This window comes from Streptomyces sp. NPDC051684 (assembly GCF_044453445.1).
In the GTDB taxonomy this organism is placed as follows: domain Bacteria; phylum Actinomycetota; class Actinomycetes; order Streptomycetales; family Streptomycetaceae; genus Streptomyces.
In genome coordinates, this window is record NZ_JBITCS010000007.1 from 136,031 (window position 1) to 148,846 (window position 12,816).

The window sequence follows — 12,816 nt, forward strand, 5'->3', positions numbered from 1 at the left end:
GACATGACCACTACGACACTGCGGCCGAGCCCGGCCGTCACGGCGGACCCCGCCCCCGAGCGCGGCCCCGCCGCCCGGCGCGCCCGCCGCCAACGCGTCCTGAACTGGATCGCCGTGCACAGCATCGCCATCGCGGTGGCGCTGCTGTTCGTCCTCCCGTTCGTGTTCGTCTTCCTCACGTCCGTGATGAGCGACGGGCAGGCGATGAGCGGCGACCTGTGGCCGGACTCCTGGCACTGGGAGAACTACAAGGCGGTCCTGGAGACCGACGGCTTCCTCGACTGGTGGAAGAACTCGCTGCTGTACGCGGGCCTCGGCACGCTGTTCACGGTGTGCTCGGCGATCCCCGTCGCCTACGCGCTCGCCAAGTTCCGCTTCCGCGGGCGGCGCACCGCGATGATGCTGGTCATCTCGACGATGATGCTGCCGCCGCAGGTCATCGTGATCCCGATGTACCTGGTGTGGGCGCAGCAGTTCCACCTCTCGGGGACGCTGTGGCCGCTGATCATCCCGATGGCGTTCGGCGACGCGTACTCGATCTTCCTGCTCCGTCAGTTCCTGCTGACGATCCCGAAGGAGTACATCGAGTCGGCGAAGGTCGACGGCTGCGGCGAACTGCGCACACTGCTGAAGATCGTGGTGCCGATGGCCAAGCCGGGCATCGCCGCCGTCGCCCTCTTCCAGTTCTTCTACTGCTGGAACGACTACTTCGGGCCGCAGATCTACGCGGCCCAGAACCCGGCTTCCTGGACGCTGAGTTACGGCCTGGAGTCCTTCAAGTCCGCGCACAGCGTCAACTGGAACCTGACGATGGCGGCCACACTGCTTGTGATGGCGCCGGTCTGTCTCGTCTTCTTCTTCGCACAGAAGGCCTTCGTCGAAGGCGTCACCCTCACCGGAGTAAAGGGCTAAGGGATTTTCATGAAGCTCGCCGTGGTCGGCGGAGGATCGACCTACACACCCGAACTCATCGACGGATTCGCGCGGTTGAGGGACACCCTGCCGATCGAGGAGCTGGTGCTCGTCGACCCGGCGGCGGACCGCCTCGAACTGGTCGGCGGCCTCGCCCGCCGCATCTTCGCCAAGCAGGGCCACCCCGGCGTCATACGTACGACGTCCGACGTGGACGCCGGCGTGGCCGACGCGGACGCCGTGCTGCTCCAGCTCCGCGTCGGCGGCCAGGCCGCCCGCAACCAGGACGAGACGTGGCCGCTGGACTGCGGCTGCGTCGGCCAGGAGACGACCGGCGCGGGCGGCCTCGCGAAGGCGCTGCGCACGGTCCCCGTCGTCCTCGACATCGCCGAACGGGTGCGCCGCGCCAACCCGGACGCCTGGATCATCGACTTCACCAACCCGGTGGGCATCGTGACCCGCGCGCTGCTCCAGGCCGGACACAAGGCGGTCGGCCTGTGCAACGTCGCGATCGGCTTCCAGCGCAAGTTCGCGCGACTGCTTGAGGTCCAGCCGTCCCAGGTGCACCTGGACCACGTCGGCCTCAACCACCTGACGTGGGAGCTGGGCGTGCGCCTCGGCGGCCCCGACGGCGAGAACGTGCTGCCGCGCCTGCTGGCCGAGCACGGCGACGCCGTCGCCGAGGACCTGCACATGCCGCGCACGCTCGTCGACCGCCTCGGTGTCGTCCCGTCCTACTACCTGCGCTACTACTACCAGCACGACGAGGTGGTACGGGACCTGCGCACCAAGCCGTCCCGCGCCTCCCAAGTGGCGGAGATGGAGGCCGAGTTGCTGAAGATGTACGGCGACCCGGCGCTCGACGAGAAGCCGGAACTGCTCGCCAGGCGCGGCGGCGCCTTCTACAGCGAGGCGGCCGTCGACCTGGCCGCGTCGCTCCTCGGCGGCGGTGGCTCCCCGCACCAGGTGGTCAACACCTACAACAACGGCACGCTCCCCTTCCTCCCCGACGACGCGGTGATCGAGGTGCAGGCGTCGGTGGACGCGAAGGGCGCGAAGCCGCTGCCCGTACCGGCGCTCAACCCGCTGTACGCGGGCCTCATCGCCAACGTCACCGCCTACGAGGACCTGGCCCTGGAGGCGGCGCTCAAGGGCGGCCGGGACCGCGTCTTCAACGCGCTCCTCGCCCACCCGCTGATCGGCCAGATCGAGTACGCGGACCGCCTCACGGACGAACTGATCGCGCACAACCGGGAGCACCTCGCGTGGGCATGACCGTCCTCGCCATCGACGCGGGGAACAGCAAGACCGACGTCGCGGTGGTCGCGGCCGACGGCACCGTCGTCGGCGCGGCCCGCGGCGGCGGCTTCCAGCCGCACCGCTCGAACGCCGAACCGGCCGTGGACGTCCTGGCGGACGCGGTCGGCCGGGCGTTCGCGCAGGCGGGCGTCGACACGGTCGACCACGTCTCGGCGTGCCTGGCCAACGCCGATCTCCCGGTGGAGGAGGAACAGTTGGCGCAGGCGCTCACCGCCCGCCGCTGGGGCTCCCGGGTCGACGTTCGCAACGACACCTTCGCCGTGCTGCGCGCGGGCCTCCTGGAGGACGCCGAACCGCGCGGCGTGGCCGTCGTGTGCGGGGCGGGCGTCAACTGCGCCGGCATGCTCCCGGACGGCCGCACCGCCCGCTTCCCGGCGATCGGCCGGCTCTCGGGCGACTGGGGCGGCGGGGGCGGCCTGGCGGAGGAGGCCATCTGGTTCGCGGCGCGCGCGGAGGACGGCCGCGGCGAACCGACGGCCCTGATGCACACGCTGCCGGCCCACTTCTCCCTCCCGTCCATGTACGCCCTGATCGAGGCGATGCACCTGGGCCACATCCCGACGGCCCGCCGCCACGAACTCACCCCGGTCCTCTTCACCACGGCCGCGTCCGGCGACCCGGTGGCCCGCTCCCTGGTCGAGCGGATGGCGGACGAGGTGGTGGCGATGGCAACGGTGGCGCTGCGCAGGCTCGACCTGTTGGAGGAGGAGGTCCCGGTCCTCCTGGGCGGCAGCGTCCTGGCGGCCTGTCACCCCCAACTCAACGACCGTGTACGTACCTTGCTGTCCGAGCAAGCCCCGCGAGCGACCCCCCGGGTGGTGGCGGAACCCCCAGTGCTCGGAGCAGCCCTGCTGGGCCTGGACGCGACAGGAGCACCCCCAGAGCTGCACGCCCGAGTGCGAGCCCGCTACAAATCAAGCCCCTCCGGCGATTGAGGAGCGGGGCCCGGGGCAGCGCCCCGCGGCCCCAACCCCGTCGCCGCAGACACCAACAGGGAACCGAACCCCCCGCCCCCACGTGTTCCAAAGCGAAACGCTTCCGCACATGATCCAGTGAATGGCTGTGCGGATGTCAGTCGCCCAAGCGATACTTGCGACCGACGTACGACCATGGGGGAGGGTCGAAGTGACATACCCGTCGAACGGGAGCGTGGCGCCGCCGGAGCGCCCCGCCGCCGCACCGTCGATGCCGGGCGTGCCACCACAGGCACAGCGGGGCGGTACGCCACCCGCGCCTGCACCCGCGCCCCGGCGGCGTACCGCCTGGGCGGAGGGTGTGGACCGGCTGAAGGCGGGGGCCACGACCGAGCCGGGCCGGCTGCGCATCATCGGCGCCGTGCTCGCCCTGCTCGTCGTGGCGTTCGGCGCGACGACGGCCTGGCAGATGACGGACCGCTCGGCGGCGGCGGACGACGTGCTGCACTCCAGCCAGCCGCTGAGCGCCGACGCCGCCGACATCTACCGCTCGCTCGCCGACGCCAACACGGCGGCGTCCAGCGGGTTCCTGGCGGGGGGCCAGGAACCGGCGGTGGCGCGCGACCGGTACGAGCGGGACATCCGGCGCGCCGCGGACAAGCTGGTGACCGCGGCGACCAGCACCGACCCCGGCACCCGGTCGGCGAGGACGATCGCGGAGCTGAACAAGCTGCTGCCGCAGTACAAGGGCCTCATCGAGCGGGCCCGGGCCAACAACCGGCAGGGCTTCCCGCTGGGCGGCGCCTATCTGCGGTACGCCAACGAGAAGATGCAGACCGAGATGCTCCCGGCCTCCGAGGACCTCTACAAGACGGAGAACCAGCGGCTGCGCGACGACTACGACTCGGCGACGCCCTACCCGTGGATCGCCATCGCCCTCGGCGTGCTAGCCCTCGCGGGTCTCGCGTGGGCGCAGCGGCGCAACTACCTCCGTACGAACCGGGTGTTCAACCAGGGGCTGCTCGCCGCCACCGCGGCGTCCACCGTGGTGCTGCTCTGGCTCGTCGTCGGTCACACCGTCGCGCGCAGCGGGCTCAGTTCGTCCTACGACCATGGCGTACGGTCCTTGAACGTGTTGCACGACGCGAGCATCGCGTCCCTGAAGGCGCGGGGCAGCGAGAATCTGACGCTGGTCAGCCGGGGCGCCGAGACGGTGTCCGTGAAGGGCGAGACCAAGGACAAGTACGACGTCGACTTCCAGCAGGAGATGACCGCGCTCGCCGGCAAGCTGAACGCCGCGTACGCGCTCGCCGACGACGAGGGCGACACCGCGGGCCGGACGCCCGTGACCAAGGCGAACGCCGGCATGAAGGAGTGGCGCAAGCGCCACCAGGACGCGCGCGAGCAGGACGACTCGGGCAACTATCAGGGCGCGCTGGACAAGATCATCGGTTCGAAGGAGGACAAGCCGACAGGTGAATGCTTCGATCTGGTGGACAAGAATCTGGACACGGCCCTCGTGCACGAGCAGCGTCAGTTCAGTGACGAGGCGAGCGGCGGTCGCGACGCGATGACCGGACTGCCCGTGGGCGCCGCGGTGTTGGCGGTGCTCGCCGCGGCGGGCGCGGTGTTCGGCATCGGACGCAGGCTTTCGGAGTACCGGTGAGAGGGGGTGCGGCGATGCAGGAGCAAAGGACCGCGCGGCAGGTGACCCTGCGCGGCTGGGGCGGAGTGGCGGCCATGGCGGTGGCCTGCGCCCTGACGGCGGTGTTCGCGCTGCTGCTCCCGCTGACCCAGCAGCAGCGCCCCTCGGCCGACGGCACGACGAGCTACGCGTCCGGTGGCGTCGCCGACGGCCGGCAGGCCAGGGCGGAGGCCTGCGACCCTGCGGCGAAGGGCAAGGAGCCGGAGCGCAGCCTCTCCCCCTCGGGCAGCGAGAGCGGCAGCGCGGTGAGCGCCATCAAGGACCGCGGCTATCTCTCGGTCGGCGTCGACCAGAACAGCTACCGCTGGGGCTATCGCGACCCCAACAGCTCAGCGAAGAACAGCGAGTTGGAAGGTTTTGACATCGATCTCGCGCACGAGATCGCGGGCGAGATCCTCGGCGACCGGGACGCGGTCCGCTTCCGCGCCATCCCCACCAACGAACGCATCCCGGCGATCCAGCGCGGCGACGTCGACATGGTGGTCCGCACGATGACCATCAGCTGCGAGCGCCTCAAGGACGTCGCGTTCTCCACCGCGTACTTCCAGACAGGGCAGCAGGTGCTCGCCCCGAAGACCTCGGACATCAAGGGCTACGGGGCCTCGCTCGCGGGCAAGCGGATCTGCACGGCGACCGGTTCGACGGCCGCGTCCTCTCTGGACGACGGCAAGAAGAAGCCGGTGGAAGAGGGCGGCCTCCCGCAGAGCACCGACATCTCCACCACCGTGCCGAACCAGCTGGACTGCCTGGTGCGGTTGCAGCTCGGCGAGGTCGACGCGGTGGTCACCGACGGCGCGCTCGCGGCGAGCCAGGCCGCGCAGGACCCGACGGTGGAGCTCAAGGGCGAGCCGTACACCAAGGAGTTCTACGGCGTCGCCATGAAGAAGGGCGCGGACGACCTGGTGCGCCGCGTCAACCAGGTGCTGGTGGACTACCGGAAGTCGGACGGCTGGCAGAAGTCGTACGACCACTGGCTGAAGCCGGCCCTCGGCTCCTCCTCGGGGCCGCCCGCACCGAAGTACCAGTAGCGGCAGGGCGGGACGCACCACGCAGCGCGGCAGGGACTTGACGAGGACTCGGGAAAGCGAGAGGTGATCGATGGGCGTCGCGGGACCCGCCGGCCCAGTGATGGACCGGGACGAGGTGGACCGTGCCCTGGCGCGGCTCGGCGCGGAGCACGAAGCGATCGAGACGTCGCTGCTCGCCCTCCAGGACCACGCGGGGCGCAGACTCCTGGAGGGCGCCCGGCTGACCGGTACGACCGAGGAGCGCTGGGCCTCGGCCGAGCAGGAGATCACGCTGTTGTGGGCGTACTTCGACGCGTACGCGGACGCGCTGCGCACGGCGCGGGAGGTCCGCTCGCGGCGTCGGCTGCCCAGCCGCGGCGACCTGGTGGAGCTGACGGAGCTGCTGCGCGGCGAGTCCGTCACGATCGCGCCGGGCGCGGGGGCGGGCGGCACTTCGCCGTCCATCACCGGGCCCGCGAAGCTGTCCGAGCAGTTCACGCTCGCGGCGCTCGTCGACCGGATGAACGCGCTGTACGCGTCGTCCCTGGACATGGTGGTGGCCGCCGACGCGGTGTGGTCGGCGCTGCCCGCCCGGATCGACATGCTCGCCGCCGAGCTGGCCCGCACCCGGCAGCTCGCGCACTCCGTGGGGGTGCGCCCCGGTGAGCATCCGGCGGGCGACGACCTGGAGCGGATCACCGGCTCGCTGACCCTGCTGCGCGAGGAAGTGGTCTCGGACCCGCTCACGTACTGGCGGAGATCGGCGGGGAGTTCGGCGCCCGGCGGCGGCCGCCCCGACACGACGGCGTACGACCGGGAGGCGCGCGCCCTGGAGGACGTGCGCCGGGAGATCGAGGCCGTGCTCGGCGTGCGGCAGGACGCGGAGGTGCGGCTCGGCCGGCTGCGGGACGTGCTGTCGCGCGCGGACCGTGTGCTCGCCGAGGCCCGGTCGGCGCGCGGCGAGGTACTCGCGAAGATAGCCGGATCCGACGTGCCCGCGGTGTCGGGTCCGCCGACGGTGCTCCAGGAGCAGCTGGCGACGGCGGCCGAGTACCGCAGGCACGGCCAGTGGAACCGGCTCTCGCCGCTCCTGGAGTCGCTGGAGTCGAAGGCGGAGGACGAACTGCTGCGCGCGCGGGCCGAGTTGACGGCGGTGACGGCGCCGCTGGCGATCCGCGCGGAGCTGCGCGGGCGGCTCGACGCGTACAAGGCGAAGGTCGCGCGGCTCGGTTTCGCCGAGGATCCGTTCCTGGTGGAGCGGTACGACGCGGCGCGGCGCATGCTGTGGAGCGCGCCCTGCAATCTGCGGGCCGCGGAGGCAGCGGTGCTGCGGTATCAACGGGCGGCGGCGGACGCGCTGTCCGCGCCCGCCGACAGAACGGCCAGGGGGGAGTCGTGAGCGTGGCGCCACAGAAGTGCGGCAGAGCGGGTTGCACGGGCTCGTACGAGGACATGGGCGGGGAACTGTACTGCGACACGTGCGGCCTGAAGCCGGAGACGGCCGGTGCCGGTCGCACCTACGGGGGCAGCGCGCCCACGCACCGGCCCGCCGCCCGGCCGCAGGGCGCCCCTGTGGCCGCGCCCGCCGCACCGGCCGCCGCGTCGTCCTGCCAGCGGCCCGGCTGCACCGGTTCCTACGAGGACATGGGCGGCGGCGAGCTGTACTGCGACACCTGCGGGCTTGCCCCGGTGGTGTCGCCAATGGGGCATCCCCTGCTCGAGTATGTTCGAGAGCTTGGGGAAGGCATGGTGGCGTCGCCGCCGACCGGGGTCGCCGGTGGCGGGCAGCGCGGTTCGCAGAGCTCCGGCTCCAGTTCGCGGACGTCGGCCAGGACCTCGGCGCGCTCCTCGCAGTCCCGCAGGTCGGTCTCGGGCCGGCTCTCCCGCTCCCTGTCGGGGAGTTCGACCTCGCGCTCGGTGTCGGTGCGCAGCTCCGGGGCGGGCGCGAGCGGTTCGGGCCGGGCGCGGCTCGGCGTCGGCCTGGTCAACGTGCCGGACGTGCCGCGGCCCGACCCGCGCGCGATGGTGCAGGAGCACCCCGAGGTGCCCGAGCGCAAGCGGTTCTGTTCGCGCTCCGACTGCGGGGCCCCCGTGGGCCGTTCGCGGGGCGAGCGGCCGGGCCGCACGGAAGGCTTCTGCACCAAGTGCGGCCACCCGTACTCCTTCGTGCCCAAGCTCGACACGGGCGACATCGTGCACGGTCAGTACGAGGTCGTGGGCTGCCTGGCGCACGGCGGCCTCGGCTGGGTCTATCTCGCCGTGGACCGCGCCGTGTCCGACCGCTGGGTGGTCCTCAAGGGCCTGCTCGACACGGGCGACCAGGACGCGATGGCCGCCGCGATCTCGGAGCGCCGCTTCCTCGCGGAGATCGAGCACTCCAACATCGTCCGCATCTACAACTTCGTCGAGCACCTCGACCAGCGCACCGGCTCCCTGGACGGTTACATCGTCATGGAGTACGTGGGCGGCAAGTCCCTCAAGGAGATCGCCAACGAGCGGCGCACCCCGCAGGGCAGGCGGGACCCGCTGCCGGTGGAGCAGGCGTGCGCGTACGGCATCGAGGCCCTGGAGGCCCTCGGCCATCTGCACAGCCGCAATCTCCTCTACTGCGACTTCAAGGTCGACAACGCGATCCAGACGGAGGACCAGCTCAAGCTCATCGACATGGGCGCGGTCCGCAGGATGGACGACGACGAGAGCGCGATCTACGGAACGGTCGGCTTCCAGGCACCCGAGGTCGCCGAGCTGGGGCCCTCCATTGCCTCGGACCTCTACACCGTGGCCCGTACGCTCGCCCTGCTCACCTTCGACTTCCAGGGCTACACGAGCATGTTCGTGGACTCGCTGCCCGATCCCGACAACATCGAGGTGTTCCGCAGGTACGAGTCGTTCTACCGGCTCCTCGTGCGCGCCACCGACCCGGACCCGGCCCGCCGCTTCGCCTCGGCGCAGGAGATGGCGGAGCAGCTGACGGGTGTCCTGCGGGAGGTCGTCGCGCTCCAGACGAGCCGGCCGCGGCCCGCCCTGTCCACGCTGTTCGGGCCCGAGGTGAAGGTCACGGACACGGAGCTGTTCGGCCTGCTCGAAGGCGACGTGTCGCCGCTCGGGGCGCGGGAGGTCCCGGTGCGCGCGCGGGGCGGCCGGGGCCCGCGGAAGGCGGCGGCCGCGCTGCCCCCGCCGCCCGACGCGCCCGCCCTGCCGCCGTCGTCCGCCGAACTCGTCAAGCCGCTCCAGGCGCAGGGCACCGCGCTCGCGCTCCCGGTGCCGCGCGTCGATCCGGGCGATCCGAACGCCGGGTTCCTCGCGGGCCTGATGACCTCGGCGCCCGCCGAGCTGATCGCGGCCCTGCACGCGGCGCCCGCCGACTCCCTCGAACTGCGCCTGCGGGAGCTGCGGGCCCGCCTCGAAATGGGCGAGCTCGATCCGGCGGCGCGGGGCCTGGCCGCCCTGGAGGCCGACCATCCCGACGACTGGCGGGTGGTCTGGTACCGGGGCGTCGCGGCGCTCGCGACCGGCGACCACGCGAACGCGGCGCTGTCCTTCGACGCCATATACGACGCGTTCCCGGGCGAGCCGGCGCCGAAGCTGGCGCTCGGCGTGTGCGCGGAGGTGCTCGGCCAGCTCGACAACGCGGCGGAGTACTACCGCCTGGTGTGGTCGACCGACCCGAGCTATGTCAGCGCGGCGTTCGGCCTCGCGCGCGTGCAACTGGCCTCCGGCGACCGGGGCGGCGCGGTGCGCACCCTGGAGTCGGTGCCCGAGTCGTCGATCCACTACACGGCGGCGCGGGTCGCCGCGGTGCGCTCGCGGCTGCGCGGCCGGACGGCCCAGGGGCTCAACGGGGACCCGCTGCTGCACGATCTGACGGCCGCCGCGGGTCAGGTCGAGGCGCTCGACGCGTTCGGCCTCGACGCGGTGCGCCGCGAGCAGTTGTCCACCGAGGTGCTCGGCACGGCTCTGGACTGGGTACTCTCCGGTAGGCAGGGTTCCGGTCCGCCGCAGGGTCCCGTGCGTACGGTGGTGCTCGGCAGCGATCTGGACGAGCGCGGCCTCCGCCTCGGTCTTGAACGCTCGTACCGGACTCTGGCCAGGCTCGCTCAGCGCGGCGAGGAGAGGATCGAACTGGTGGAGCGGGCGAACCGCTACCGCCCCCGGACGTGGGTGTGAGGATGTCGCAGACGCACAAGGCGGCCGCTATGTCAGTGTGTCCCAGCTGCGAGGAGCCTCTGGAAGAGGCCGATCGCTTCTGCGGGGCGTGCGGATACGACCTGTCGTCGGCGGCGGCGCGGTCGGCCGCGCGGGACGCCGCACCGGACACCGCGCCGGACCCGGCCGGTGAGCCCGCATCCGTGGAGTGGCCCGCCGCCCCCGACCTGGACAGTTCGGACCTGCCCGCCCCGGTGCACCTGCCGACGGATCTGCAGGGCACGGACTCCGGCGGCTCCGAACTCCCCGCCGCCGTACGCTTCGACACCCCGCCGGCCGACGACGATTTCCGGCTCGCCGCGCCCGACCCGCGCACCGCGTCGCCGGAGGAGCTGGGGGCCGCGACTTCCCCAAGCTCTCGAACAAACTCGAGCAGGGGATACCCCATTCCGGCCGGCACCAAGCTGTGCGTGGCCTGCCGTTCAGGGCACGTCGACCCGGACGGCTACTGCGAGAACTGCGGTCATGCCCAGCCCCGCGAACGCGACCACATGGAGCAGGAGTTGGGCGCGGTCGCCGCGGTCAGCGACCGGGGCCTGCGCCACCACAGGAACGAGGACTTCTTCGCGATCTCCTCGGCCGCGCTGCCCGACGGCTCCGCCGCGGTCGTCGCCGTGGTCTGCGACGGAGTGTCGTCGGCGACGCGGCCCGACGACGCGTCGCTCGCCGCGTCCCGCGCCGCCACCGAGGCGTTGCACGAGGCGCTGCCGCGCGGCACGCACCCGCAGCAGGCCATGCACGAGTCGATCGTCGCGGCCGCCGAGGCGGTCAACGCGCTCGCGGACGAGCCCGAGACGGCCCGTGAGCACAAGCCGCACCAGAACGCGCCCGCGTGCACGTTCGTCGCCTCGGTCGTCACCAAGGAGCTGCTGATCGTCGGCTGGATCGGCGACTCCCGCGCCTACTGGGTGCCCGACGACCGCGAGGCGCCCGCGGCCCGGCTCACCGAGGACGACTCGTGGGCCGCGCAGATGGTCGCGGCGGGCCTGATGAGCGAGGCGGAGGCGTACGCGGACGAGCGGGCGCACGCGATCACGGGCTGGCTGGGCGCGGACGCGTACGAACTGGAGCCGCACACCGCCTCGTTCAAGCCGGACCGCCCCGGCGTGGTCGTGGTCTGCACCGACGGGCTGTGGAACTACGCGGAGTCCGCCGACGAGATGGCCCGTGTGCTGCCCGCGGACGCGGCCCGCAACCCGCTGCACAGCGCCCAGGTGCTGGTCGGCCACGCCCTCGACGGCGGGGGCCACGACAACGTAACGGTGGCGGTGCTGCCGTTCCCCGTGCCGCAGTCGGGGGCAGGATCGGCGTAGGGCCTGACCCGAACGACAGGCCCTAGGCGGGAAAGCCGCACAAATGGTCTTGTTCAGGGGGGACATGACGCCATGGCAAATTTCTCGAAATCGCACGTTCCGCAGTTCTCCGTCGAGGTCTACCAGAACGAATATCTGCCGGAGGGCGGCCGCGACGTCAACGCGATCGTCACGGTGACCTCCACCGGGGGCGGCACCGTGGGCGGCGCGGTCAGCGCGCCCCACCTCTACAGCGTCGCGGGCGGGGGCACGGACGCCGCGGTCGCGCTGATGGTGGACTGCTCCGGCTCGATGGACTATCCGCCCACCAAGATGCGCGGCGCGCGCGAGGCCTCGGCCGCCGCGATCGACGCGCTGCGCGACGGCGTGCACTTCGCGGTGATCGCGGGCACCCATGTGGCCAAGGAGATCTACCCGGGCGAGGGCCGGCTCGCCGTCGCGGACGCCACCACCCGCGGCCAGGCCAAGCAGGCGCTGCGCAAGCTCTCCGCGGGCGGCGGCACCGCGATCGGCACCTGGCTGCGGCTCGCGGACCGGCTCCTGGCCTCGGCCGACGTGCCGATCAGGCACGGCATCCTGCTCACCGACGGCCGCAACGAACACGAGTCGCCGGAGGATCTGCGCGCCTCGCTGGACGCGTGCGCGGGCCGTTTCACCTGCGACGCCCGCGGCGTCGGCACGGACTGGGAGGTGAAAGAGGTCACGGGCATCGCCTCCGCCCTCCTCGGCACCGCCGACATCGTTGCCGATCCGGCCCATCTCGCCGAGGACTTCACGCAGATGATGGAGACGGCGATGGGCAAGGAGATCGCCGACGTGGCACTGCGCCTGTGGACCCCGCTCGGCTCCGAGATCAAGTTCGTGAAGCAAGTGGCGCCCACCGTCGAGGAGTTGACGGAGCGCCGCACCGAGGCAGGCCCGCGGGCCGGCGACTACCCCACGGGCTCCTGGGGCGACGAGTCGCGCGACTACCACGTGTGCGTGCAGGTCCCGGACGCCGACATCGGCCAGGAGATGCTGGCCGCCCGCGTCTCCCTGGTGATCCCGCAGCCGGACGGCTCGGCGCAGGCCGTACCGCTGGGAGCACAGGGCCTCGTACGCGTGGTGTGGACGGACGACATGGCGGCCTCTACATCGATCAACCCGCAGGTCGCCCACTACACGGGCCAGGCCGAACTGGCACAAGTCATCCAGCAGGGACTCGACGCACGAAAGTCGGGCGATGCGGACGGGGCGACCGCGAAGCTGGGTCGCGCGGTGCAGCTGGCGGCCCTCTCGGGGAACGCGGATACGGCCAAGCTGCTTTCGAAGGTGGTGGACGTGGTGGACGCCGCGGAAGGTACTGTTCGATTGAAAGCGAAGGTCGCGGAGGCCGACGAGATGACTCTCGAGACCCGGTCGACGAAGACGGTTCGCGTCAAGAAATAACCACCCACGCA

At 71.9% G+C, this 12,816-nt stretch carries 9 protein-coding genes; all 9 read left to right on the plus strand.

Going from position 1 to position 12,816, the window contains the following annotated elements:
* Positions 1–3 precede the first annotated feature (3 nt).
* Entirely contained in the window at positions 4–912 is a 909-nt protein-coding gene (locus ACIA8D_RS11170; protein ID WP_399230864.1) for a carbohydrate ABC transporter permease, read from the plus strand.
* 9 nt (positions 913–921) lie between these two features.
* Positions 922–2,187 carry a 6-phospho-beta-glucosidase gene (locus ACIA8D_RS11175; protein ID WP_399230867.1) on the plus strand — a complete coding sequence of 422 codons (1,266 nt, stop codon included), beginning with the start codon at positions 922–924 and terminating at the stop codon, positions 2,185–2,187.
* Complete coding sequence (locus ACIA8D_RS11180; protein ID WP_399230869.1) at positions 2,178–3,167, plus strand: N-acetylglucosamine kinase; 990 nt, start codon at positions 2,178–2,180, stop codon at positions 3,165–3,167. Before ACIA8D_RS11175 ends, ACIA8D_RS11180 begins: the two co-directional genes overlap by 10 nt.
* Positions 3,168–3,357: 190 nt before the next feature.
* The gene (locus ACIA8D_RS11185) at positions 3,358–4,812 is read left to right on the plus strand and encodes a hypothetical protein (protein ID WP_399230870.1); all 1,455 of its coding nucleotides are present in this window, start codon (positions 3,358–3,360) and stop codon (positions 4,810–4,812) included.
* A gap of 14 nt (positions 4,813–4,826) precedes the next feature.
* Positions 4,827–5,879, plus strand: a complete 1,053-nt coding sequence (locus tag ACIA8D_RS11190; protein ID WP_399230871.1) for a glutamate ABC transporter substrate-binding protein — start codon at positions 4,827–4,829, stop codon at positions 5,877–5,879.
* A gap of 70 nt (positions 5,880–5,949) precedes the next feature.
* On the plus strand, positions 5,950–7,257 hold the full coding sequence (locus ACIA8D_RS11195) for a hypothetical protein (RefSeq protein WP_399230873.1): 1,308 nt from the start codon (positions 5,950–5,952) through the stop codon (positions 7,255–7,257).
* A 245-nt stretch (positions 7,258–7,502) separates the two neighbouring features.
* On the plus strand, positions 7,503–10,025 hold the full coding sequence (locus tag ACIA8D_RS11200) for a tetratricopeptide repeat protein (RefSeq protein ID WP_399231066.1): 2,523 nt from the start codon (positions 7,503–7,505) through the stop codon (positions 10,023–10,025).
* Between the two features lie 29 nt (positions 10,026–10,054).
* On the plus strand, positions 10,055–11,377 hold the full coding sequence (locus ACIA8D_RS11205; protein WP_399230875.1) for a protein phosphatase 2C domain-containing protein: 1,323 nt from the start codon (positions 10,055–10,057) through the stop codon (positions 11,375–11,377).
* Positions 11,378–11,449: 72 nt separating this feature from the next.
* Positions 11,450–12,805: a VWA domain-containing protein gene (locus ACIA8D_RS11210; RefSeq protein ID WP_399230876.1), complete on the plus strand. Its 1,356-nt coding sequence runs from the start codon at positions 11,450–11,452 to the stop codon at positions 12,803–12,805.
* The last annotated feature ends 11 nt before the right edge of the window (positions 12,806–12,816 follow it).

Coding starts and splice junctions, on each gene's coding strand:
- ACIA8D_RS11170 (WP_399230864.1), top strand. CDS start 4: ATGACCACTACGACACTGCGGCCGAGCCCGGCCGTCACGGCGGACCCC.
- ACIA8D_RS11195 (WP_399230873.1), top strand. CDS start 5,950: ATGGGCGTCGCGGGACCCGCCGGCCCAGTGATGGACCGGGACGAGGTG.
- ACIA8D_RS11190 (WP_399230871.1), top strand. CDS start 4,827: ATGCAGGAGCAAAGGACCGCGCGGCAGGTGACCCTGCGCGGCTGGGGC.
- ACIA8D_RS11175 (WP_399230867.1), top strand. CDS start 922: ATGAAGCTCGCCGTGGTCGGCGGAGGATCGACCTACACACCCGAACTC.
- ACIA8D_RS11210 (WP_399230876.1), top strand. CDS start 11,450: ATGGCAAATTTCTCGAAATCGCACGTTCCGCAGTTCTCCGTCGAGGTC.
- ACIA8D_RS11200 (WP_399231066.1), top strand. CDS start 7,503: ATGGGCGGCGGCGAGCTGTACTGCGACACCTGCGGGCTTGCCCCGGTG.
- ACIA8D_RS11205 (WP_399230875.1), top strand. CDS start 10,055: ATGTCAGTGTGTCCCAGCTGCGAGGAGCCTCTGGAAGAGGCCGATCGC.